Source organism: Nocardia brasiliensis, from assembly GCF_042691675.1.
In the GTDB taxonomy this organism is placed as follows: domain Bacteria; phylum Actinomycetota; class Actinomycetes; order Mycobacteriales; family Mycobacteriaceae; genus Nocardia; species Nocardia brasiliensis_D.
The window spans coordinates 8,622,231-8,644,313 of the sequence record NZ_CP170507.1 but is presented as its reverse complement, the minus strand read 5'-3'; the positions used below and the strand labels follow the sequence as shown (position 1 = coordinate 8,644,313).

The window sequence follows — 22,083 nt, the reverse complement described above, 5'->3', positions numbered from 1 at the left end:
ATCGCCTACCGTGACGAGGTGAGCGAATCCTCCGCACGGCCCGCCGACGGACGACCCGGAACCCTCCGCACGCTGGCACGTTGTTGCGTGGCGCTGGCCGCGACGCCGGGCAGGCTGCTCCGGCCGCGCCGAGCCGACCAGGCGTTTCTCGCGAGCCTGGTGACCGCGCCGGCGCCGAAAGCACAGGCGACCGTGCGACTGACCTCGATAATGCAGGCCAAGATGGCCGCACCGACCATCATCGTCGCCGAGGGTGTGCGAAGTCTGCGGGAGTTGCCGATGTCGATGGGCGCCTTCTTGGTCGAGCACCCGCGGGCCAGATTTCTTGTCGACCCCGCTATCTGTTCCGACGTGCACGAGCGTGTCCTGCCCGGACACCCCTTCCCCGTCGGCAGACTGGTGTCTCCGGAAAAGCCGGTACTCGGCCTGAGCAACGCGCTCGCCGCCCGCGATCTCGCTCCCGCCGACATCGACTTCACCCTCGCCACCCACCTGCACTGGGACCACGTCTCCGGCCTGCTCGAGCTACCGGACTCGATCGAACTCAGAGTCCCCGCGGTGGAATACGACTGGGCGATGCGCGGCGACGAGGCGCCGATCGGTGTGATCCGGGAACCGTTGCGCGGCCAGTCCGTCGCGCCGGTGGAACTCGACGGCCCGCCCGTACTCACCTTCCCGCGCAGCCACGACGTCTTCGGCGATGGTGCTGTTGTCCTCGTCGATCTGGCGGGACACACGCCAGGCAGCATCGGCGTCCTGCTCGCGGTCGACGACGGCACCCGGGTACTCCTCGTCGGTGACGCCGTCTGGAATACCCTGCAAATCAAGCTGATCCGCGAAAAGGCCCCGATGCCAGGCCTCCTCTTCGACGCCGACCGGGACGCCGCTTTCCGCACCATCCAACGTCTACACGCCCTTCCCGCCGACCTCGAGGTCATCGCCGGCCACGACTACGACGCGGTTCTCGCCAGGGCTTGACCGGCCGGTCCGGTCAGCGACGGGTGATCAACTCCAGTGCCTGCGCCGTGGTCAGGGCACCGGCGGTGACGAGTTCGAGGTTCGCCAGGGATGACTCATGTGCCGCCGGGGCGGCCGCGGCGGTGCAGTCGGCCATCGGGTGGACGGTGAAGCCCAGATCGGTGGCGTGCCTTGCGGTTTGTTCCACGGTGAGGTTGGTGGCGACGCCGGTGATGAACAGGGTGTCGATGCCTTGGCCCGCCAACCAGTCGGGCAGTTTGCTGCCCGCCAGTCCGGACAGCTTCTGGTTGTCGAATACCTCGGTCGGCTGTGCCGCCATCTCCGGGATGAGTTGGCTGCCGGGCGAATCCGGCCGGAACTCGGTCTGCGCCGCGCCCACCGACCGCATGAAGCCGGTATTGCGGACCAACTCCCCCTCACCGACCGGAATGGTGAACCGGGTGAAGATCACCGGAACTCCGTGCCCGGCCGCCACTTCGTGGAAGTTCACCGCGTGCTCGACCGCGCCGCTGGCCGCGACCGGCGCCGCGAGCATGGGCCCGAAGAAGCCGTCGGGCTTGATCACATTCACCTGCCAGTGCAGCGCGAGCACGGCCGCGCGGATACGTGGAATCGCCATCCCACGACCTTACATTAGTTAACTAAAGTCAGGATGAATAATCCTTGCGCAGTTGGACTTTCACGACCTTGCCGCTGGCATTGCGGGGCAGCTCCGGAACGATCACCAGATCCTTGGGATGCTTGTACCGAGCCAGGTTCTCGTTGAGGAACGCCGTCAGCTCGTCCAGTGTCAGCTCGTCCTCGGCCGAGTTGAGCGCGACGACGGCGACCGGGACCTCGCCCCACTTCTCGTGCGCCCGGCCGATCACCGCGGCCTCCCGAATCTTCGGATGCGCGAACAGCACGTTCTCCACCTCGGCGCAGTAGATGTTCTCGCCACCGGAGATGATCATGTCCTTCTTGCGGTCCACCACCCAGATGAACCCCTCCTCGTCCTGGCTGACCAGGTCGCCGGAGTGGAACCAGCCGCCGGCGAACGCCTCCGCCGTCGCTTCCGGCTTGTTCCAGTAGCCCTGCATGAGCGTCGGCCCGCGGTAGACGATTTCGCCGATCTCGCCGGGCGCGACGTCATTCATCTCGTCGTCGACGATGCGCGCCTGGATGGTCGGAATCGGCTTGCCGACCGAGCCGAGCTTGCGCAGTGCGTCCTTGCCGTCGAGCACGCAGGTGATCGGCGACATCTCGGTCTGCCCGAACACCGCGACATTGAACGCGTTCGGGAAGCAGTCGGCCATCGCCTTCAGCACCGTGTCGGAGGCGGGCGCCGCACCCCAGCTGAGTCCCGTCAGCGCGAGCTTGCGCTGTTTCACCGTCGGCTCGGCGCAGATGGCCTGCCACTGCGCGGGCACGCAGAACGCGCTGGTCGCCTGCTCCCGCTCGATCGCGTCCAGGAATTCGGTGGGATCGAACGCGCCGAGCGGATGCAGCACGGTCTTCGCGCCGAGCAGGAAATACGGTGCGAGACTGCCGAGTCCGGCGATGTGGAACAACGGTGAGGTGCAGAAGCCGATCGAGTCCGGTTCGATCGCGAGCGCCCGGATGCACGTCAGCGCTTGGGCATTCATGTTGGCATGCGACAGGATCGCGCCCTTCGGGCTGCCGGTGGTGCCCGAGGTGTACATGATCAGCGAGGGGGTGTCCTCGGGGATGTCGAGCGGCGTGTGCGGTTCGCCGCCCTCGGCCAGCACGTCGTCGAAGCCGAGTACGTCGTCGGCGGTCTGCCCGCCGATCACGAAACAGGTTTCCAGCGTGCTGGATTGCGCACGCACCGCGGCGGCCAGCGGCTGCAGCATGGTGTCGGTGACGATCGCCTTCGCGCCGCTGTCGCTCACGATGTAGGCGACCTCGGGTGGGGTGAGGCGGAAGTTGACCGGCACCGCGATGGCGCCGAGCGCGTTGACGCCGAACACGGCCTCGAGGTATTCGGGGTAGTTCAGCGCGAGGATCAGCACCCGGTCGCCGAAGCCGACACCGCGCCGGGCGAGGGCGTCGGCGAATTTCAGTGAGCGTTCGTGCAGTTGCCCCCAGGTGGTATCCGTCCCACGGAACCGCAGCGCGACCGCGTCCGGGCGCATCTGCGCGTGCGCCGCGATCTGATTGTTCCAGTGGTTGCGCCGCGACCTGAGCGGCTCGTCGAGCGCCTGCGCACCGGTGGTCATGCCACGAACTCCTCTCGGACCGTCACCTGCGTCCGCCGGGGTGGCCGACAGCCGTGACGGGCTGAACTGAGAGCAGAATAACAACTAACTTATCGCGCAGGCAAGGGATCGAAATATGAACCGTCGTTAATCAGCAGCCGTCGATAACTCGCCAGGGAAACGGGCGTTCAACTGCAGATTTTCGTCCAATAACGGAGGGCAAGACCGGCTGCGTGCCACTCCGAAGTCGCCCGACGATGCGAATGTCGGCTTACTTATGGGTTGAACCCGAGTGGATCCCCGTGTCACCATTCAGGCCTACGGGCGAACTGGCACGCCCGCGCGAGGCATAGGAGAGCGCAATGCTGCGGACCAGGTTCACCGAAACCTTCGGCGTGGAACACCCGATCGTGCAGGGCGGGATGATGTGGGTCGGCCGTGCCGAACTCGTCGCGGCCGTCGCCAACGCGGGCGGGCTCGGCTTCATCACCGCCCTCACCCAGCCGACGCCGGACGACCTGCGCCGCGAGATCGCCCGCACCCGGGAGTTGACCGACAAGCCGTTCGGCGTGAACGTCACCATCCTGCCCTCGATCAATCCGCCGCCCTACGCCGAATACGTCCAGGCGATCGTCGAGAGCGGCGTCAAGATCGTCGAGACGGCGGGCAGCAACCCGGAGCCGTTCCTGCCGTACTACCAGGACGCGGGGATCAAGGTGCTGCACAAGTGCACCAGCGTGCGGCACGCGCTGAAGGCGCAGCGGATCGGCGTCGACGGCGTCAGCATCGACGGCTTCGAATGCGCGGGCCACCCCGGCGAGGACGACGTGCCCGGCCTGATTTTGATCCCCGCCGCTGCCCGGGTGCTCGACATTCCGATGATCGCCTCGGGCGGCTTCGCCGACGCCAGCGGCCTGGTCGCCGCCCTCGCCCTCGGCGCCGACGGCGTCAACATGGGCACCCGCTTCCTGTGCACCCAGGAATCCGCGGTCCACCAGAAGGTCAAGGAACAGATCGTCGCGCACACCGAGCGCGATACCCAGCTGATCTTCCGCACCATGCACAACACCGCCCGCGTCGCCGACAACGAGATCAGCCGCAAGGTGGTCGAAATCGAAAAGGCGGGCGGCACTTTCGACGACGTCCGCGATCTGGTCGCCGGCGCCCGCGGCCGCCGTGTCTTCGAAGAGGGCGACCTCGACGCGGGCATCTGGAGCGCGGGCCAGGTCCAGGGTCTCATCCATGACATCCCCACCTGCGAAGAACTCATCACCCGCATGGTCCGCGAAGCCGAAGCTCTCATCACCGCCCGCCTCGCCGAAACCGTCGTCGCCTGACGCCGAACCGGTTGCCGCTGTTCGTGAGTCGGTGCGCGACTCAGATAGCGAGAGCGGGCGGCGCGGGCGCGGGACGAGCGGGTGGCCGATAGGTGCGCCATGCTTCGGTGAGACGGCGGGCTGCCTCGGTGAGGGTGTCCGGCGGGTGCAGGAAGTGGACGCGAATGTGGTCCGCACTGCCACCGGTCGGGTCGAGCCCGCTGCCGGGCAGGATGGCGACGCCATGGCGCAGCGCCGCCTGCGCGAACGAGGTGCCGTCACCGTAAGGCAAACGCACCCAGAGGGTTTGGCCACCCGTTAGCGCTGGGACGTGCCAATCGGGCAGTAGTCGAGCGAGTTCGGCACGTAGGTGGTCGTGTCTGGCTTGCCGTTCCGGTGCGAGCCGGGCACAGACGGCAGCCAGGCGCGGCATCAATTCGGCCGCGGCCAACTGGGCGGGGACGTCGCCGCCGAGATCGTGCACCGCCCGAATTCGGGCGAGCCTGGCGATGATCGGCGCGGCGGCCCGGATCCAGCCGATGCGCAGCCCGCCCCACACGGTCTTGCTCAGCGAGCCGACCGTGATCACCGCCGCCGAGTGGGCGGCCAAGGGTGGCGGCGTGCTGAATCCGGGGAAGCCGAGCTCGGCGAGTACCTCGTCTTCGATGAGTGGAACGCCCGCCGCGGCCGCTGTTTCCGCCAACCGCCTGCGCGCCAGCGGGGCGAGCACCGATCCGGTCGGGTTCTGGAAAGTTGGGATCACGTAGGCGAGGGCCGGACGATGGTCGCGCGCGGCCGCGGCGAAACCGGGCAGTCCGGGTGGCAGCCCCCGCACGACGGCCGCTTCCGCCCGAAACGCCTCCAGCGCGGGCGGCGAACTCGGCGATTCCATCAATACCCGATCGCCCGGTTGCACAAAGCCGCGCGCCAGCAGTGAAAGCGCCTGCTGCCCTCCGGTAGTGACCATCACCTGCTCGAAAGTCGTCGGCACGCCCCGGCTTCGGTAATACTCGGCGATGGCGTGCCGGAGCCGGGGATGGCCGGTCGGGTAATACCCGATATCGCCGATGGTCGCGGCGAGCTCGGGCAGGATCCTGGCGTAGCACTCGGTCAGTTCCACCGGTGGGGTGTCCGGCGCGGCGCAGGCCAGCGGAATGACATCGGGACGCGGTTCGAGTAGATCGAGGAACACCGGCGCGCTGGTGGTGTCGACGGCCCGGGCCGCCGGGTTTCCGGCCACCCGGGTACCGCTGCCCTGCCGCCGGACAATCCGGCCCTCCGATTGGAGCAGGTCGTAGGCGGCAACCACGGTGCTTCGCCCCACCGCCAGCGTGCTCGCCAGCACCCGGTCCGGCGGCAGCCGTGTGCCGGGCGGCAGCTCACCGTCATCGATCAGGCAACGCAGTCGCGCGGCCAGCAGCGCGTACAGCGCCCCACGTCCCGCGGACCAGCGACCGAGCCGTTCGGCGACATTGATTGGATCCATTGCCAGACCAATTCTGCCGGATTGGCCATGGAGCGGCGACCGCGGCCGTCCGACGATTACCGCCATGACAGCAGCAAGAATCACCGGGCCGGTATCGATCCATGAGGCGATCGCCGGGCTGCCCGGTCCTTTTCAGCAACGTGAGCTGGCCGTCGTCAACGACGCCGTCGTGCGGGTCGCCCAGCTGGCCGGAGAGTTCCCGTGGCACCACCATGACGAAGACGAACTGTTCCTGTGCTGGGACGGTACGTTCCGGATCGAGTTGGCCGGACAAGATCCGGTGACCCTGCACCCCGGCGAGTTGTTCGTGGTGCCCAAAGGGGTTCGGCACCGACCTGTCGCCGATGAGCCCGCGCATATCGTGCTGATCGAGCGCCCGGAGACAGCGCAGTACGGAAACTGAATCAGCCTGCTCGGACCCGCCTGGACAGGCCTGGCCCGAGCAATTTCTCCAACCGTTGATACGCCTCGGTCGGCGGCAGCGGCGGGTCGGCATCGGCGATCGCCCCGAGCACGCCGACCACCCCCCAGGACAGAAACGTCATGGTGGCGGCGAATTCGGCCTCGTCCATGTCGAGCTGTTCGGCGAGCCGTTCGGCGAGGATTTCGGCGACCATCTCCCGCGTCGTTCGCAGCAGCAGCGCACCGCTCTTGCGACCGAGCAATGCCTGGTACACCTCGGGATTCGCCGCGGCCAGCTGGAACAGCGTGTGTACCGGGGCCAGTGGTGCGGCATCGGCATCGGCGGCGGATCCGGGCGCGGTCACCGCGGCGCGCAGATAATCGGTACTGCTCAACAGCAGCAGATCGTCCTTGTCGCGGAAGTGCGCGTAGAACGTGGACCGTCCGACGTCGGCCCGGTGCAGGATGTCCCGTACCGAGATTCGGTCGTAGCCGCGCTCCAGCATGAGTTCGATCAACGCCCGATGCAGCAGGCTTTTGGTCCGCCGTACCCGGCGATCCGTGCTGCCCGTCAGTCTTTTAACGTCCGACGACAATGTGCCTCCCGTACAAATGTCGCGAATCCGTCCCGAACGGAACGGTTTCCGTAGTTTTGCCTCTGGCCGATGCGGCGGCACCTCCCGACCATGAACACATGACCAAAAACGCACCCCAGTCTTCCATTCGACAGGGCCACCATGACACCGAAACCGGAGTTCTGCTTACCAAGCCACGGAGTTATCGGGTATTCAAGGCCATATTCCTGCTCGGCCGAGGCACGCGCCTCAACGCTCGGCTCGTCGCGCTCAGCGGCGCGGCACCCGGCGATCAGACGGTCGATATCGGTTGTGGCCCAGGTGATCTCGCCCGCGCGCTGGCCAAGCGAGTCGGTCCGGAAGGTCGCGTAGTCGGCGTCGATCCCGCGCCGGAAATGATCGACTACGCGACCGAACATTCCCGTGCGGTACCTAATTGCCGATTCGAAGTCGGTGCCGCTCAGACACTGGCGCTGCCCGATGCCGCGTTCGACGTGGTCACCTCGACCTTCGCCATGCACCATATCCCGGAGGCACAACGGCCGGCGGCCGTCGCGCAGATGTTCCGGATACTGCGGCCCGGTGGCCGGTTGCTGCTTGCCGATACGCATCCGACCGGCCGAGTATTGCCCGCCGTGGTGCGCGTCATGGCACGTTTTGCCGCACGCCGCACCCACGACGAGACCGCGGTGCACGAGGACCCGTTGGCGGCGGTGGACATTCGCCGCTATCGCGACCTGCTGAGCACGGCCGGATTCACCACCGTGGAATTCCATCCGGTCGCACCGGCGACCGGAGTTCTGCTCGCCACCAAGGCGACCAGCGGCTAGATCATGTCCTTCGAGGCGAGCCAACGCATCGTCGGCCACCCGCAGAACACCGGCAGCCAGCAGGTGAGCACCCGGTAGAGCAGTACCGAGGGCACCGCGATGGTCGCGGGCAGGCCGAAGGCGGCGAGACCACCGATCAACGCCGCCTCGACGGCGCCGACGCCACCGGGTGTCGGCGCCGCGGAGGCCAGCGTGCCGCCGATCATGGTGACGATGGTGACGGTGACGAAGGTGGTGCCGCCGCCGAACGCTTCCACGCTGGCCCACAGCGCCCCCGCCATACCGAGGGTGATCGCCGCGCAGCCGAGAATGATCACCGAGAAACGCTTGGGGTCGCGCGCCAACTCGCCGAGCTCGCCGAGCACTTCCTGCAATTGCGGGCGCACCGAATTGTTCAGCCAGCGCCGCAATTTCGGCACGAACATGAAGGTGCCGATAATGCCGACGCCGACACCGGCCAGCAGATACAGCACGGTGGCGTCCGGGACGAAGTGAGAAAGATCGGCGGAGGTGCCTGCCGCGATGCTGAACACGACGAGCAGGCTGAGGTGCGTGATCACCTGTACCGCCTGCTGCAGTGCCACCGCGGCGGTGGCGCGCACCGCGCCGATACCACCGCGCTGCAGGAATCGCACGCTGAGCGCGAGCCCGCCCACCCTGGCCGGGGTGGTGGTCGCGGCAAAGGTATTGGCGATCTGCATGATCACCAGATTCTTGAAGCTCACCGCGCCGGACGCGCAGGCCCACAGGGCCGCGGCCGCACCGACATAGGTCAGGCTGGAGACGGCGAGGCCGAGCAATGCCCACCACCAGTTGGCCGTCTTCAGCTGGGTGAAGAAGGTCGGCACCGCGCTGATGAACGGGTAGGCGACGTACACCAGCCCGATCAGCAGCACCAGCTGGATGATCTGGTTGCGGGTGAACCGGGTGATCTGCTCGGCTTCGATCCGGTCCTGTCCGGTCTGCTTGCGCACCTCGTCGCGCGCCGCGGCCAAGGCGTCCTTCCAGCCGGGCACCGTCTTGCGGAGCCCGGCGGGCATGGCGGACTTGGTCAATCGGCTGGCAGCGGCGAGCACCGGCTGCTCGCCCAGCGATTCGATGGCGGCGCGGACCGCCGGTTCCTTGCCGAAGATCGCGGTCGTCGACACCAGCAGCTGCGCGATATCGGATTGCTGCTGCTTTTCCGAGGCGCCGTACTCGGCGCTGGCGAATCCGCCGAACAGCGTGGTGCCGTTGTCGATTCGGATTTCGGTGGGGCGCAGGTCGCCGTGCGAGATCTGCCCCTGGTGCAGTACGCCGAGCGACTTCCACACCCCGGTCAGCTGGTCGGCGGGTAGTTCGGTGATCCGGGCGCCCTTCGGCAGCGTGTGCGCGTGCAGCATCCAGCCGCGGTCCAGGGCCGCGACCGCGACCGGCGTGCTGCTGGCCAGGCCGAGCTCGCCGACGGCGATCGCCATCAGCGCGCGATGCTCGACGGCGCGGTGCAACGATGTGTGCAGCGCCGCGGTTTCGCTGGCGCGGAAGGTGAGCCAGCGCCACAGCTGACGTAGCGCACCGAAGCTGCGCTGGTTCTTGCCGTACATCTCCACGACGAGTCCGCGCTCGGGTCCGTCGACGGTGGCGGCCAGCACCAACGGGCCACGTCCGGCCGGATGCACCACCGTGAACCCGGTGACCGTGTGCCCGCGTTTGGCCAGCACCCGCACCGCCGCATCGAGCGGCACCTCCAGTGCGGGAGTGCCGACCACCAGCACGATCACCGCGCCGACCAGCCAGCCGACCGCGAGTCCGAACATCGCCCGGGCCGGCACCACCGTGCTGACGACCAAGTGGATCGGCGCGAACGCCAGCAGCAGAAACCACAGATACCGCCGCGGTCGGGTGGGCAGCCACGGGCTCGATACCGTCAGCACGGCCGCGAGCATGGCGATCCAGCGCGGATCGTCCATGAATTGCGACAGGAAGGTATCCAGCCGGTCCGGCACCTGCAGATGCCATTTCGGCGCGGAAAGGCCGGTTCCGGTGATCGAGAGCAACAGTCCGGCGGTGAGCCCGGCCGCCGCGTAGCCCGCGAGCAGTTTCCACTGCCTGCCGATGATCAGTTCGATCAAGATGGCGAACGGCAGCGCCAGAATCGCCATGCCGTAGACGAGGTACACCAGGTTCGACTGGTCGGGATTGAGGAAGCCGACGATATTGGACACCGAACGTTCCAGCGCAAGCCATTCCGGCCGGGTGATCAGCGACGCGGCGATGACGATCGCAACCCACAACGCCGCGAGCACCACTCGGACGATGTCACTGGTCCGCCGGATCAGCGGTTGTAGCAGGTTGCCCGTTACCGGGATTTCCCGCCCGTCGACTCGCATGTGTAGGTACTTTCGGCTCGAGTTGGAGCTGCGTCGGCCACCCTCGCTCACCTTTCGGTGAGTATGCAGGAGACCGGCGAGCACGATACACACCAACACGCCGCGGATGTCCTGGCCAAATGGACGTCGGCGCAGGCGGCTGTGTTGTATCTCACCCGGCTCCGAGGTTGAACCTGACATAGGTGTCAGATTCGAGAATCGGCGGTATGGACAACAAGCTCTACGACTACAGCCCCATCGTCGACCGCGCACCGATCCGCTGGCCAGACGGGGCCCGGGTCGCCTTCTACGTCGGCCTCAACGTCGAGCACTATCAGGTCGATCGGCCTTCGACGAGCATCTTCCCCGGCACCGCCCACCTCTCCCCCGACCCGTTGAACTATGGGTGGCGCGATTACGGCCCGCGGGTCGGCATCTGGCGGATCATCCGAATCCTGGATCGGCACGGCATCCGCGCCAGCGCGCTGCTCAATTCCGATGTGGTCGAGCACCATCCGCAGATCATCGAGGCGGGCCTGGCCAGGGACTGGGCCTGGCTTGCGCACGGCAAGAACAACTCGATCTTCCAGGCCGACATGTCCATCGAGGAGGAGCGCCGGTATCTCACCGAGGTGGTCGAGACCATCGAGCGGGCAACCGGTCGCAGGCCGCGCGGCTGGATGGGACCGGCGCTCACCGAAACCTTCCACACCCCAGAGCTGTTGGCCGAACTCGGGCTGAACTACGTGCTCGACTGGACCAACGACGACCAGCCGTACCGGTTGAATGTGCCCGGGATGCTGAGTGTCCCCTACACGGTCGAGCTGAACGACAACACCCTGTTCCTCGGCAAGGGAACCAGCGGCCCCGACTTCGTGCGGATCGTCGAGGACCAACTCGACCAGCTCTATGCCGAGTCGGCCGACAGCGGCCGGGTCATGGCGCTCGCGCTGCACCCGTTCGTCATCGGCCAGGCGTTCCGGGCCAAGTACCTGGACCAGGCGCTCGAGCGGGTGGCGAACCATCCGGGGGTCTGGCTGACCACGGCCGACGACATCGCAGCGCATTTTGCGGGCGCGTCACCCCTTGCTCAATCCGCGCCCGCCGAACACGATCAGGTCAGTTGAGGCGTACCCCGCCTTCGCTCAGACCAGCGCGGGTCTGCGGACGGACTACGTCCAATTGCTGATCAGAGGATGCTCGGGAGGCAAGAATGGCTGTGCAGGACCAGGATCTGACAGGTAAGACGGTGGTGGTGACCGGTGCGAGTTCCGGCATCGGCGCCGAGGCGGCGGCGAAACTGGCGGAGCTCGGCGCCACCGTCGCGGTGGTCGGTCGCTCGCCGGAACGGACGGCCGAGGTGGCGGCCAAGGCGGGCGCGGAGCCGTTCCTCGCCGATTTCGCCCGCTTCGACGAGGTGCGCAAGCTCGCTCACCAATTGCTCGACCGCTACCCGCGCATCGATGTGCTCGCCAACAACGCGGGCGGCGCCTGGCCGAAACGCACCACGACCGATGACGGCAACGAACTGACCTTCCAGGTCAACCACCTGTCCCCGTTCCTGCTCACCACCCTGCTGCTGGACCGGCTCGTACAGTCGCAGGCCCGGGTGATCAACACCGCCAGTGTGACCTATCGGATGGCGAGACTGAACCTCGACACCATCAACGCGCGAACGGGGTCGTTCACCCAGATGGGCTCCTACGCCGCGTCGAAGCTGGCGAACATCCTGTTCACCCGCGAGCTGGCCCGGCGCACCGAGGGCACCGGATTGATCACCGCCGCTTTCCATCCCGGTGCCGTCGCCACGCACGTGTACGACCACGCACCGTTCGGCCTCGGCATGCTCATCCGGTCGCCGCTGGCCAAGCCGTTCTTCATTCGACCGGAAAAGGGCGCCGAACCGCTGGTGCACTTGGCGACGACACCGGACGGCAGCATCAACGGACAGTACTTCCACCGGTTCAAACTGGAACCGCCGAGCAACAAGCAGGCGGTGGACGCCGCTCTCGCTCAACAGTTGTGGGAAATGTCGGAGCGGATCACCGGGTCGGGCAGCTAGCGGCGGTCAGTGTTCGGCGTCGGCGAACTGGGTGTCGCGGTTGCCGTCCGCCGCGTCCGGCTCGACGCCGACGCCGAACACGCCGCCGGTGAAGGTGCTGATATCGAGTTCGACGATCGCCTGCGCGACCTGCTCGGTGGGTACCAGTGCCGGAAAACTGGTGGGCGCGATGGCATTCGCGCGCACGCCGAACTCGGCGAACTCGTCGGCGATATTCCGGGTCAACTGATTGAGCGCGGCCTTCGAGGCGGAATACAGTGTCTGCCCCGGGTACACCTCCGAGCCGGAGATGCTGGAGACATTGACGATGTTCCGGTTCCGCGCGCGGTTCTCCGGCCCGGCGTGCAGCCAGCACCGCTGCGCGAGCCGAGCCGAAAATCGCAGCGGCACACCTACATTCAGGGAGAAATGCGGTTCGAACTGCTCCAGTGCGCCGTCGCCGTCGACGATGCCGCGCGGGTGCAGCCGGATGTGGGCGGCATTGTTGACCAGCAGGTCGACCTTGCCGTACCGGGCCAGCGCGAGATCGACCACCCGCTCCACCTCGCCCGGCCGGGTGAGATCGGCGCGGACCACGAAGATCCGCGAATTGTTCTCCGGCACCGCCTTTTCCGGATCGAGCGGATCGACGAACCACTCCAGCTGCGACGGCACGGCGGGCGTGCGGGTGCGGCAGACCGCGACGATGTCGTATTCGGTGTAATAGGAACGGCAGAAGACGTCGCCGAGCGTGCCGCTGGCGCCCGTGATCAGACAGACCCGGCGTTCACCAGTAGACAATTCTGTCTCCTCCCCAGCGCTGCAAGGCGTCGTCCTTGGTGCGGTGCGCCCACATCACCAAACTGTTGCGGTCCTTGGTGTTGTTGCCCGCGAAGGTGTGCCAGGTCCGCGGCGTGACCTCGAACAGAATCAGGGAATTGTCCAGTGGCGGAACAAGGGTCAGCTCGGGCAGCTTCTCGCCCTCGGACATGTTGTCGTAGAGCGCGGTCTCGCCGCCGTCACCCGGCTGCCAGCCCGGGTTGCCGAAATAGAACAGCACGGCCACGGCCCGCACCGACTCGCGCGCGATGACACCCGGGGCACGCTCGCCGGTCTTGGTGTTCACCGTCTCGTCCGGCAGCCGCACCTCGTCGGGGCCGGGCGGATCGCCGGGGAACCAGCCGGGGTTGAGATCGTTGTGTGGCCAACCGTACGGGGCGCCCGGCGCGTGATGGTGCAGCGACCCCTCGATATCCCCGGTCGCCGTGACGCCGGCGATGCCCGCGATGAGGTCGTGCCACTCCCTGGAAACGAACACGCCGAGCGGGCCGTCCCGCAGATCGGCGAGGCGTACGCCGTCGGCGCTGTAATCCGCCGCGACCTTCCCGAACAGTTCGGGCCGCTCGCGGCGCAGCCGCGTCAGCTCATCGGTCATCCGCTGGTAGAACTCCGGCACGAACACGTCCCTGGCATACACGTGCGGGAACGGCTGATTGCGGCGTATCCAGCGCCGATGGGCGAACAGGTCCGCGAACCGCTGTGCCTTCGCCGGTGCGTCCAGTACCCACTCGGTTGTCACCATCGCTCCCTCACGGTCGAACCCACTTGCGATCATAAGGGCGTGCGGATGACCTGCGCTGGTGGTGTTCGTTTTGTGCGTGAGCGGCATGCGCCGGGATCGTCAGCCAGGGCAGCGAGTCGATCGCACGGCGCGGTTTCCGGCAACCCCTCGTGTTCCGGAAGTTCGCGACCGTGCGGCCGGGGTCATGCGGTGACCGTGAGGGATGCCTTTCCGTTGGTCGTCTCGGGGCGATCGGCGGCGGCGAGCACACCGTATTCGTAGTCCTCGAGGGGGAACTTGCGGTTGCCGCGGCGTGCTTCGAAGAACCCCGACGGACGCACATAGGTGGTGTCGCCCTGGGAATTTCGGTAGTACGTCGGCACGTGACCATTGAGCTCGGTCAGGTAGAACCGCAGTGCGGCGGCCTTGCGGTGGATGCGCCGATGGTAGGCGTCGTGTACCGATTGGCGAACCGCCATCACGTCGGCTTTTCTGCGCCGCGCCTCGGTGATCGCGCGCACCGCGTGATCGGCCGTCATCTCGACGAAGGCGTGCCAGCCACTGCCGGTCCACGAGTACGGTCCGACCAGCATCCACCGATTGGGCAGCTCCGGCAGCGCCACACTCTGATACGCCTGTAGGCCCTGCTCGGTGAAGAACGTGCTCAGATCGAACCCGTTCCGTCCGACGATGGTGCCCGGCTTGTAGGTCTCCGGATCGGAGAACACCTCGTATCCGGTGGCCAGCACGATCATGTCGAAGGTGTGCTCGACGCCGTCGGCGGTCTCGATGCCCGCGGCCGTGATCCGCTTGATGGGCTCGGTGATCAGCCCGACATTGTCCCGATTGAAGGCGAAGGTGTAGTTGGACATGGTGGGCCGCTTGGCAATCGGGCCGTAGTCGGGTGCCAGCGCCGCCGCGGTGGCCGGGTCCTTGACCACCCAGCGCAGATACCGCCGATACGCCGCGATCGCCACCGCATCCGCCGTGCGCAGCACCGGCCGCACCGCCCACAGCGGGGCCGAGACACCGGCGCGCAGGCCGATATCGATGACGACGAGCACCGCGTTGTTGATGCCCGCCTGCACGCCCGGCAGCCGCAGCACGGTCTTCACCGACTCCGGCACCGCCATATCGGGTTTGGGCACCGACCAGACCGGGGTCCGCTGAAACACCGCGAGTTCGGCGACGTGCGGGGCGAGAGTCGGCACGATCTGCACCGAGCTCGCGCCGGTGCCGATGACGGCGACCCGCTTACCGGCGTAGTCGTAGTCCTCGTCCCAGTCGCTCGGCCGCTGCAACTTGCCGGTGTAGGCGGCGAGACCCGGTATGCCCGGATCGTCCTTCGGGTTGACGAAGGCGCCGACCGCGCTGATCACGAAGCGTGCGGTGACCACCGATCCGTCGGCGGTGTGCAACCGCCACAGATGCCGCCGCTCGTCCCAAACCTGGCGCACGATATCGACGCCGAACCGCAGGTGCGGGTAGAGGCCGAATCGTTTCGCCACGTCGACGTGATAGGCCTTCACCTCGGGTCCGCGCGGAAAGAACCTGGTCCAGTTGGGGTTCCGGGCGAACGAGTACTGGTAGGTGAGGGCCGGAACGTCCACACTCAAGCCTGGGTAGCGGTTTTCGTGCCAACTACCACCGACTTCGTCGGCCCGTTCGAGAATGGCGAAGTCCTCGATACCGGCCTCGCGCAGCTTCACTCCCGCGGCGATACCGCCCGGACCGGCACCTATGACGACCACCTCATGGTCTTTCGGCGGGGCTACCATGTGTGCGCTCCAGACTGTTCGGGTCGGGCGCCCGAGAAGCGCGCCGCTAGAAAGGCGAGATAGGCGATGAAGCCGACCGACCCGATCGGCCTGCTCCGCCGGAAGGTGATCGCCAGTCCCAGCACCACTTCGGTGAAACCGTTGCGATAGGTCCATCGTCGGGTCGATCGCGGGAAGGCCCGTGCGGTCAGCTGATCGAAGGCTCGCGGCGCGGTGAAATGCGCCGCGCCGGTACCGGCGAGCCCGAGTCCGAATGCCCGGGCGCGCTTACTGTCCGGTGGTCGTGCCGTGATCACCACGGGAGGCTGAGCTGTCTTGGCTGTCGCCAGTGCCCGGTTCGCCTTGCGCCGCCCGCGACGGCCGATGATTCTGCTGCGCACTGTCTCTCCTTGGTACGACTAGGTCCGGACGCTCAGCCTGCGGCTGCGGACCAACTCGGTCAGGGCCGCGTTGGTGAACCGGACATCCTCGCTGTCGCCGGTCACGCCACCGCGCACCTGGGTGAAGGAGTAGTGGTCGAACGGGAAGTGTTTGTTTCCCCACCACATTTCCAGATGCGTGCTCGGCCGGATGGCCGCCGGATCACCCTGATAGTTGACGTAATAGGTGTTGGAGTCCGCGCACGCGTCGGACAGCCACATCGTCTGCGACCCGCGCCGTACGCACTGCCGGAAGTAGGCGTCGTGCGGCTCCTGCTTGATCTCCACCGCGGTGGCGCCGCGCTTGCGCGCCTCCTTGATCGCGCGTGCCGCATGCCGGCTGGTGCATTCGATCATCGCGAGATACGAGCCCGCCGCGAACCCGTATGGTCCGGTGATCAGGAACAGATTCGGGAACTTCGGCACCGTCACGCCCTGATACGCCTGATAGCGGTGGCGATCCCAGAATTCGCCGAGGTCGAGGCCGTCCCGGCCGACCAGCGGGTACGGCGGTGTGCAGCCCTTGTCCATGACCCGGAAACCGGTGGCGCACACCAGCACATCGGCCTTGCGCAGCACTCCGTCCGCGGTGACGACACCGGTCTTGGTGACCTTCTCGATCGGATCGGTGACCAGCTCGACATGGTCCCTGGTGAAGGTGCGCAGGTATCGATTCGACACCGACGGCCGCTTGCACCCCGGTGCGTAGTCCGGCGTCAGCCGTTGTGCCAGCTCGGGATCATCCGGCAACTGCGCCCGGTATAGCCATCCGCCGCCGCGCTGAGCTAGCTGCACCACCCGTGGAATCCGGCTGTGGAATACCCCGACGCCGGAGATGCCGAAGTCGATGCCGAGGGTGACCGCCGCACGCAGTATTCGGCGCAGCGGACTCACATTGACCATGAGGTTCTTGGCGAACGTGGGAATCGGGAAGTCCGGTTTCGGTGCGACCCAGATCGGGCGCCGCTGGAATACCGTGAGTTTCGCCGCGATATCGGCCAGCTCCGGAATCAGTTGCAGCGCAGTCGCACCGGTGCCGATGACCGCGATCCGCTTGTCCGCGTAGTCGTAGTCGTGATCCCACCGCGCGGTATGCACGATCTTGCCGCCGAATTTGTCGATGCCCTCGATATCGGGCATCTTCGGCACCTCCAGCCCGCCGACCGCACCGACAACGAATCGCGAGGTCACCTCTTGGCCGGTGTCGATCTTGCCGCGCCAAAGGTGGTTCCGCTCGTCCCACTCCCCGGCAACCACCCTGGTATTCAGCAGGATTCGCGGCCGCAGACCGTACTTGTCGACCACCTGGTCGGCGTATGCCTTCACCTCGGCGCCGGGCGCGAACATCCGCGACCACACCTTGGGTGGCTCGTAGGAGAAGCTGTAGTACACCGACGGAATATCCACCGCCACACCGGGATAGGTGTTCGCCTGCCAGGTCCCGCCGATATCGCTGTTCTTGTCCACGATCAGGAAGTTGTGGATGCCCGCCTTGCGGAGTTCGACGCCCATTCCGATACCGCCGAAGCCCGCGCCGATGACGACGACTTCGAAGTCGGGTTGCTCGACCGAACGCGAGTGCGCCGCCTGCGCAGGTGCTATCGACACGGTTACCTCCGTTGGTAGTGCTACGGCGACGATAACACTGTCTGGGACAGATTGGCCAGGGCGTGGTCGCATGGCGAGACGCCGTTGCCGCGGTCGAGGCGGCGGTCTCCGGTCGACCGGAGTCAGCCCACCGACATCTGGCGGTTCGGCGTTCCGGCGCGTTGCTTGCGCACCGCGGCCAAATCCACCGGCCGATCCGGGTCCGGGTCTTCGATGGCACCGAGCGCCTCGGCGAGCATGGGCAGCCAGCGCAGGATCTCGTCGCGGTAGGGACCCTCGGCTTCCAGCTGACTCAGCACGCCGACCAAGGTGAGCGCGGAGCGTGCGAACGGGGTGAAGTAGGCGGGCATCGTCATCTCCCGCACCACATTCGACAGCCGCGGATTCGTGGTGCGCAGCACCTGCCTGCGCAGCCACGGCGTCGTCATCCGATAGGTCGGATGCTTGAACGGCTCGCTGCACGGCGCGATCGCGGCGTAGAGCGCCTCGATGTCGAAGGTGCGTCCGGAGGCCACGAAACCGTGCCGCCGGGTGGCCGCCGCCAACTCCTGCGGCCCGCCGCCATCGAAGAAGGCCTTGCAGTAGTCCAGGGCCAGTTCCTGGAAGCCCTCCGGCGGCCAAGCGCAGCAGGCCCCGAAGTCGACCACGCCGAGGCGCCCGTCCGGCAGCACCCGGAAATTGCCGGGATGCGGGTCGGCGTAGAGCAACCCGTGCTGTCCCCAGCCGGAGGTGACGAACCGAAGCATGAGCATGCCGACCCGATTGCGCTCGGATTGCGCGCCGGCGGCCACGATGCGGGTCAGCGGTGTGCCGTCGACCCATTCGGTGATCAACACGTCGCCGCGCTGCGCGACCACCTGCGGCACATAGAAGTCCGGATCGTCCGCGTAGGCCGCGGCGAAGGCGCGTTGATATTCGGCTTCGGCCGCGTAGTCGAGTTCCTCGCGCACGCAGTCGCAGATCGCCTCGGTGACCGCCTTGACGTCGGCGCCGGGCAGGAAGATGGTGGCCAGGTGGCAGATTCGCCGCAACTGCTCCAGGTCGCCCTCTACGGCCTGGCGGCCACCGGGGTACATGACCTTGACCGCGACCGGCCTGCCGTCGTGCCACACCGCGCGGTGCACCTGGCCGAGCGAGGCCGCGGCCGCGCGGCGATCGTCGAATTCCTGGAAATGCCAACGCCAGTCCTCGCCCATGCTGGCCGCGATGGCTTCATGCACGGTTTTCGGCAGCATGATCGGCGCCGAATCCTGCAGCTGGCTCAACGCGATCCGGTAGGGCTCGGCGATCTCGGGCGGCAGTGCCAGTTCGTAAATGGCAAGCAGCTGACCGAGTTTCGTGGCGCAGCCCTTCAGTTCCCCGAGTACTTCGAAGATGTGCTGCGCGGTGCGCAACTGGATGTCTCGATTGACTTCTTCGGACGATCTGCCGAGCGCCCGCTTGCCGACGCCCGCGGCCTGTCGCCCGGCGAAGGCCAATGGCAGCGCGGCGAGCTTGGCATTGCGAACAGCGGTGCGAACTGGGGGTTTGCCGTCGGACCTGGACGCGAACAAGCGCGAGCGCCTGCTCGTCGAACCCTCGTCAGAACTATCGCCGCTGCGCCGGATCGCCATGACTCACCTCACACTGTGCGCGGACCAGTGTTGCACACGTGCAGTCTGGCACAGTAGGGCTTAGACTGTCTGGGACGTATTCGAACGTAGTCGAAAGGTGACTTCGATGGGATCCCAGACGGTAGTCGCCGACGTTGCCGATGAGTTGGCACGCCGGGTTGCCGCGGGGGAATATCAGCCGGGGGATCTCATGCCTTCCGTCCGCCAGGTGGCCGAGGAATTCGACATGAACCGGGCGACCGCGCAGCTGACGTTGGGGCGGTTGGAGACGAACGGTTTCGTCGAAGCGCGCCGTGGCAAGGGCTTTACCATCCGTGATGTCCGCGAAGCCGGCGGCGTCGATGTGTACCGGCAGCTGTTCCGCTTCTCGATTCCGATGCCGGACATCGCGATAGAGATGTTCCGCGACATCATCGATGTCGAGCGCGGCATCGTGATGGAGACGCTGCTCGCCTACACCGGCAGCGAACAGGCCGTCGACCAGGCCGTGCTGAAGGCCGAGATCGACAAGCTCGAATCCCTTGCCCGGCAGGACGATCCGGACCTGCGCCAGATTCTGGCGATCGAGGTCGGCCTGGTCCGTAAGCTGCTCACCGCGCTCGGACTCACTATGCAGCGGGCGATTCTGAACTCGGTCGGCGAGATGGTGCTCGAGGTGCCGGAGGCGGTCGAGGCGTTCTTCGCGGGCGCGCCGGACCTGCACGTGCTGGTCTGGCGGGCGCTCGCGGCCGTGTGGGACTCCGGTTCCGGCCCGTCCGACGCGCAGGTCGCGCTGTTCGAGGATCTGTTCGGGATGTACCACGAGCGGGTGATCCTGCGCTTCGAGGAGCTGGTCGGCGGGGCCGACGAGCAGGCGGACGACGGGCACGCGGCCACCGCCTGATCGCACCATCGTCGTCGGCGTCCGCTTGGACGGCGAGGCATCGAGCGGTCGACACCCTCGACTATCTGTCTCAGACAAATGTAGGCCAAGGGTGTGGCCCAAGTGTGCCGACGGCCCTCGGTCAAGCCGGTATTCGTCCGAGGGCCTGTGGCATACCTGGCTCAACTCTCGACAGATTCCGGTGGGGACCAACAAGTTTGGTAATGCCCTGTTTGCCGATCTCGACCTGATCCGCGGTGACCGACGAAACCGCCGCTGTCGCCGCGAGATTCGTCGCGATCAGACCGGGGCACACGACCGTCACGCCGATCTTGTGTCCGGCGAACTCGGCGCGCAGCGTCTCGCTGAAATGCTTCACCCCCGCCTTGCTGACGCTGTACGGCGTAACGAGCCGGGCGGGTGCGAAAGCCGCCATGGAGGAGATGTTCACCAGGTGGCGATCGCGCTCACCCCGACGCCGGTTCCGGCGAACTCCAATCGCAAACCCTCGGTGAGCATTTGGGCGGCCGCCTTGGTCGTGCAATAGCGCGCACAGTCCCGAAACGATCGCGAAAACGATTGTGCGCGTTGCCGCCCGCAATCCGGCGGTGGTGCCGACGCCGATCGAGGCACGCGCCCTCTATCTGGCCACCCGGGTATCACCGGGTGGCGCCCGCGCGGTCGCGCGCTTGCTGAAGGTGGACGACCTGTCCGACCTGATGAACCGGCTGATCCCCGAGGCCGTGCTCGGCAGGCTCGACCGCTTCCTCGGCAAGCGGCTGGAATCCGAGGACTAGCGGACGATCTGCCGCCGACCTAACCGGAGACGCCAACGGCGCGAACTCGCCGGAATGGACCGACCGACTACAGCCCACCGTTGAGTTTGTTGAGCCGATCGCAGGCCTCCACGTACTCCTCGATCAGTCGTCCGACCACGTCGGCGGAGCGCTCGACCCGTTTCATCATGCCGACCACCTGGCCGACCGGGTTGAAGTTCACGTCCTTGGCGGCCTCGGGGTAGCGGTGCCCGCGCTTGACGCCGTCCAGCGCCACCATCATCTGCAGCGGCATGGGCAGCGGGTCGGGGGTGTCGGACTGCTCCCAAGCATCGGTCCAGTCGTTGCGCAGCATGCGGCACGGCTTACCGGTCCACGAGCGCGAACGCACTGTGTCGTGGCTGGACGCATCGATGTAAGTCTGCATCTGCGCGGGCGGCACATTGGCCTCCTCGACGGTCAGCCACAGCGATCCGGTCCACGCGCCCGCCGCGCCCATCGCCATCGCGGCGGCGACCTGACGCCCGTTGCCGATGCCGCCCGCGGCGAGCACCGGCAGGTCGCCGACGGCGTCGATCACCTGCGGCCACAGCACCAGCGACGAGATCTCGCCGCAGTGCCCGCCACCCTCGGTGCCCTGGCAGACAACGAAGTCCAGCCCCGCGTTCTTGTGGTTGAGCGCGTGCTTCACCGACCCGCACAGTGCGCCGATGAGCTTGCCGGAGTCCTGCACCTGCTTGATCACGTCGTCGGGCGGGGTGCCGAGCGCGTTGGCGACCAGCTTGGCCTTCGGGTGTCGCAGGATCACCTCGACCTGCGGGGCGGCGGTCGTCGCGGTCCAGCCGAGCAGTTGGTTGTGCCGCTCGCCGTCGGGCAGTTGCGGGACGCCGTGGTCGGCCAGGATCTTCTCGGCGAAGTCGCGGTGACCGTGCGGAACCAGCTCCGCCAGTTTGGCTTCCAGCTCGTCGGGGGTGAGGCCGTCCATGCCCTTGCCCTCGTACTTGCTGGGAATGACGAGGTCGACGCCGTATACGCCGTGCACATGCTCGTCGAGCCAGCTCAGCTCGACCTCGAGCTCGTCGGCGGTGAAGCCGACCGCACCGAGCACGCCGAGTCCGCCGGCATTGCTGACCGCGGCCGCCACGTCGCGGCAGTGCGTGAACGCGAAGATGGGGAATTCGATCCCGAGCCGTTCGCAGATTTCGGTACGCATGGCGTGCTGGTCTCCCTCACCGCTCCGCCGCCGCGAACGACGAGCAGCAGCTGTCCTAGAACGAGTTACATAGTTGTCC

21 protein-coding genes are annotated in these 22,083 nt (G+C 66.9%); 8 read left to right on the top strand and 13 right to left on the bottom strand.

The window, feature by feature from the left end; genetic code table 11:
- The first annotated feature begins 18 nt into the window (after positions 1 to 18).
- On the top strand, positions 19 to 978 hold the full coding sequence (locus tag ACFK0J_RS39945; RefSeq protein ID WP_378735126.1) for an MBL fold metallo-hydrolase: 960 nt from the start codon (positions 19 to 21) through the stop codon (positions 976 to 978).
- A gap of 13 nt (positions 979 to 991) precedes the next feature.
- Here ACFK0J_RS39945 and ACFK0J_RS39940 read toward each other — a convergent pair whose 3' ends face one another.
- Complete coding sequence (locus tag ACFK0J_RS39940) at positions 992 to 1,597, bottom strand: cysteine hydrolase (protein WP_378735124.1); 606 nt, start codon at positions 1,595 to 1,597, stop codon at positions 992 to 994.
- A gap of 28 nt (positions 1,598 to 1,625) precedes the next feature.
- The gene (fadD5, locus tag ACFK0J_RS39935; RefSeq protein ID WP_378735122.1) at positions 1,626 to 3,197 is read right to left on the bottom strand and encodes a fatty-acid--CoA ligase FadD5; all 1,572 of its coding nucleotides are present in this window, start codon (positions 3,195 to 3,197) and stop codon (positions 1,626 to 1,628) included.
- 341 nt (positions 3,198 to 3,538) lie between these two features.
- Between fadD5 and ACFK0J_RS39930 the strand changes: the two genes are divergently transcribed.
- Complete coding sequence (locus ACFK0J_RS39930; RefSeq protein WP_218472415.1) at positions 3,539 to 4,513, top strand: nitronate monooxygenase family protein; 975 nt, start codon at positions 3,539 to 3,541, stop codon at positions 4,511 to 4,513.
- A 40-nt stretch (positions 4,514 to 4,553) separates the two neighbouring features.
- On the opposite strand, the gene ACFK0J_RS39925 is transcribed toward ACFK0J_RS39930, so the two are convergent.
- Positions 4,554 to 5,978, bottom strand: a complete 1,425-nt coding sequence (locus ACFK0J_RS39925; RefSeq protein WP_378735120.1) for a PLP-dependent aminotransferase family protein — start codon at positions 5,976 to 5,978, stop codon at positions 4,554 to 4,556.
- A gap of 64 nt (positions 5,979 to 6,042) precedes the next feature.
- Here ACFK0J_RS39925 and ACFK0J_RS39920 point away from each other — a divergent pair, with 64 nt between their 5' ends.
- On the top strand, positions 6,043 to 6,381 hold the full coding sequence (locus ACFK0J_RS39920; RefSeq protein WP_378735118.1) for a cupin domain-containing protein: 339 nt from the start codon (positions 6,043 to 6,045) through the stop codon (positions 6,379 to 6,381).
- 1 nt (position 6,382) lies between these two features.
- Here the strand turns inward: ACFK0J_RS39920 and ACFK0J_RS39915 are convergent, their stop codons facing one another.
- Positions 6,383 to 6,976, bottom strand: a complete 594-nt coding sequence (locus ACFK0J_RS39915; protein ID WP_246634265.1) for a TetR/AcrR family transcriptional regulator — start codon at positions 6,974 to 6,976, stop codon at positions 6,383 to 6,385.
- A 98-nt stretch (positions 6,977 to 7,074) separates the two neighbouring features.
- Between ACFK0J_RS39915 and ACFK0J_RS39910 the strand changes: the two genes are divergently transcribed.
- On the top strand, positions 7,075 to 7,785 hold the full coding sequence (locus tag ACFK0J_RS39910) for a methyltransferase domain-containing protein (RefSeq protein ID WP_378735116.1): 711 nt from the start codon (positions 7,075 to 7,077) through the stop codon (positions 7,783 to 7,785).
- Here the strand turns inward: ACFK0J_RS39910 and ACFK0J_RS39905 are convergent.
- The gene (locus tag ACFK0J_RS39905) at positions 7,782 to 10,154 is read right to left on the bottom strand and encodes a flippase-like domain-containing protein (RefSeq protein WP_378735114.1); all 2,373 of its coding nucleotides are present in this window, start codon (positions 10,152 to 10,154) and stop codon (positions 7,782 to 7,784) included. The two genes, ACFK0J_RS39910 and ACFK0J_RS39905, sit on opposite strands and share 4 nt — an antisense overlap.
- Before the next feature lie 206 nt (positions 10,155 to 10,360).
- On the opposite strand from ACFK0J_RS39905, the gene ACFK0J_RS39900 reads away from it, so the two are divergent.
- Both ACFK0J_RS39900 and ACFK0J_RS39895 read left to right on the top strand, forming a co-directional pair.
- Entirely contained in the window at positions 10,361 to 11,260 is a 900-nt protein-coding gene (locus ACFK0J_RS39900) for a polysaccharide deacetylase family protein (RefSeq protein ID WP_378743344.1), read from the top strand.
- Between the two features lie 86 nt (positions 11,261 to 11,346).
- Positions 11,347 to 12,195: an SDR family NAD(P)-dependent oxidoreductase gene (locus tag ACFK0J_RS39895; RefSeq protein ID WP_378735113.1), complete on the top strand. Its 849-nt coding sequence runs from the start codon at positions 11,347 to 11,349 to the stop codon at positions 12,193 to 12,195.
- A gap of 6 nt (positions 12,196 to 12,201) precedes the next feature.
- Here the strand turns inward: ACFK0J_RS39895 and ACFK0J_RS39890 are convergent, their stop codons facing one another.
- The 6 genes from ACFK0J_RS39890 to ACFK0J_RS39865 all read right to left on the bottom strand — a co-directional run bounded on the left by ACFK0J_RS39890 (position 12,202) and on the right by ACFK0J_RS39865 (position 19,153).
- A complete protein-coding gene (locus ACFK0J_RS39890) occupies positions 12,202 to 12,975 on the bottom strand; it encodes an SDR family NAD(P)-dependent oxidoreductase (RefSeq protein ID WP_378735111.1) in 774 nt (257 codons plus the stop codon).
- On the bottom strand, positions 12,962 to 13,756 hold the full coding sequence (locus tag ACFK0J_RS39885) for a 2OG-Fe(II) oxygenase family protein (RefSeq protein ID WP_378735109.1): 795 nt from the start codon (positions 13,754 to 13,756) through the stop codon (positions 12,962 to 12,964). The genes ACFK0J_RS39890 and ACFK0J_RS39885 overlap by 14 nt, the downstream gene beginning before the upstream one ends.
- A 182-nt stretch (positions 13,757 to 13,938) precedes the next feature.
- Positions 13,939 to 15,513: a flavin-containing monooxygenase gene (locus ACFK0J_RS39880; RefSeq protein WP_378735107.1), complete on the bottom strand. Its 1,575-nt coding sequence runs from the start codon at positions 15,511 to 15,513 to the stop codon at positions 13,939 to 13,941.
- Entirely contained in the window at positions 15,507 to 15,893 is a 387-nt protein-coding gene (locus ACFK0J_RS39875; protein ID WP_378735105.1) for a hypothetical protein, read from the bottom strand. The genes ACFK0J_RS39880 and ACFK0J_RS39875 overlap by 7 nt, the downstream gene beginning before the upstream one ends.
- 18 nt (positions 15,894 to 15,911) lie before the next feature.
- Positions 15,912 to 17,534 (bottom strand): flavin-containing monooxygenase, encoded by a 1,623-nt coding sequence (locus ACFK0J_RS39870; protein WP_378743342.1) that lies wholly within the window; start codon positions 17,532 to 17,534, stop codon positions 15,912 to 15,914.
- A gap of 128 nt (positions 17,535 to 17,662) precedes the next feature.
- Positions 17,663 to 19,153, bottom strand: coding sequence for an ABC1 kinase family protein (locus tag ACFK0J_RS39865; protein ID WP_378735103.1), 1,491 nt, complete (start codon positions 19,151 to 19,153; stop codon positions 17,663 to 17,665).
- A 106-nt stretch (positions 19,154 to 19,259) separates the two neighbouring features.
- On the opposite strand from ACFK0J_RS39865, the gene ACFK0J_RS39860 reads away from it, so the two are divergent.
- Positions 19,260 to 20,036 carry a GntR family transcriptional regulator gene (locus ACFK0J_RS39860; protein WP_378735101.1) on the top strand — a complete coding sequence of 259 codons (777 nt, stop codon included), beginning with the start codon at positions 19,260 to 19,262 and terminating at the stop codon, positions 20,034 to 20,036.
- A 121-nt stretch (positions 20,037 to 20,157) separates the two neighbouring features.
- On the opposite strand, the gene ACFK0J_RS39855 is transcribed toward ACFK0J_RS39860, so the two are convergent.
- Positions 20,158 to 20,559 (bottom strand): SDR family NAD(P)-dependent oxidoreductase, encoded by a 402-nt coding sequence (locus tag ACFK0J_RS39855; RefSeq protein ID WP_378735099.1) that lies wholly within the window; start codon positions 20,557 to 20,559, stop codon positions 20,158 to 20,160.
- Between the two features lie 37 nt (positions 20,560 to 20,596).
- Between ACFK0J_RS39855 and ACFK0J_RS39850 the strand changes: the two genes are divergently transcribed.
- Positions 20,597 to 20,812 carry a hypothetical protein gene (locus ACFK0J_RS39850; RefSeq protein ID WP_378735097.1) on the top strand — a complete coding sequence of 72 codons (216 nt, stop codon included), beginning with the start codon at positions 20,597 to 20,599 and terminating at the stop codon, positions 20,810 to 20,812.
- A gap of 67 nt (positions 20,813 to 20,879) precedes the next feature.
- On the opposite strand, the gene ACFK0J_RS39845 is transcribed toward ACFK0J_RS39850, so the two are convergent.
- On the bottom strand, positions 20,880 to 22,004 hold the full coding sequence (locus ACFK0J_RS39845; protein ID WP_378735095.1) for an NAD(P)H-dependent flavin oxidoreductase: 1,125 nt from the start codon (positions 22,002 to 22,004) through the stop codon (positions 20,880 to 20,882).
- Between the last annotated feature and the right edge of the window lie 79 nt (positions 22,005 to 22,083).

Excerpts from the sequence above, each read along its gene's own strand:
- ACFK0J_RS39900 (WP_378743344.1), top strand. The coding sequence starts at position 10,361 with ATGGACAACAAGCTCTACGACTACAGCCCCATCGTCGACCGCGCACCG.
- ACFK0J_RS39845 (WP_378735095.1), bottom strand. The coding sequence starts at position 22,004 with ATGCGTACCGAAATCTGCGAACGGCTCGGGATCGAATTCCCCATCTTC.
- ACFK0J_RS39930 (WP_218472415.1), top strand. The coding sequence starts at position 3,539 with ATGCTGCGGACCAGGTTCACCGAAACCTTCGGCGTGGAACACCCGATC.
- ACFK0J_RS39885 (WP_378735109.1), bottom strand. The coding sequence starts at position 13,756 with ATGGTGACAACCGAGTGGGTACTGGACGCACCGGCGAAGGCACAGCGG.
- ACFK0J_RS39910 (WP_378735116.1), top strand. The coding sequence starts at position 7,075 with ATGACCAAAAACGCACCCCAGTCTTCCATTCGACAGGGCCACCATGAC.
- ACFK0J_RS39880 (WP_378735107.1), bottom strand. The coding sequence starts at position 15,513 with ATGGTAGCCCCGCCGAAAGACCATGAGGTGGTCGTCATAGGTGCCGGT.
- ACFK0J_RS39920 (WP_378735118.1), top strand. The coding sequence starts at position 6,043 with ATGACAGCAGCAAGAATCACCGGGCCGGTATCGATCCATGAGGCGATC.
- ACFK0J_RS39905 (WP_378735114.1), bottom strand. The coding sequence starts at position 10,154 with ATGCGAGTCGACGGGCGGGAAATCCCGGTAACGGGCAACCTGCTACAA.
- ACFK0J_RS39865 (WP_378735103.1), bottom strand. The coding sequence starts at position 19,153 with ATGGCGATCCGGCGCAGCGGCGATAGTTCTGACGAGGGTTCGACGAGC.
- fadD5 (WP_378735122.1), bottom strand. The coding sequence starts at position 3,197 with ATGACCACCGGTGCGCAGGCGCTCGACGAGCCGCTCAGGTCGCGGCGC.
- ACFK0J_RS39860 (WP_378735101.1), top strand. The coding sequence starts at position 19,260 with ATGGGATCCCAGACGGTAGTCGCCGACGTTGCCGATGAGTTGGCACGC.
- ACFK0J_RS39925 (WP_378735120.1), bottom strand. The coding sequence starts at position 5,978 with ATGGATCCAATCAATGTCGCCGAACGGCTCGGTCGCTGGTCCGCGGGA.
- ACFK0J_RS39940 (WP_378735124.1), bottom strand. The coding sequence starts at position 1,597 with ATGGCGATTCCACGTATCCGCGCGGCCGTGCTCGCGCTGCACTGGCAG.
- ACFK0J_RS39895 (WP_378735113.1), top strand. The coding sequence starts at position 11,347 with ATGGCTGTGCAGGACCAGGATCTGACAGGTAAGACGGTGGTGGTGACC.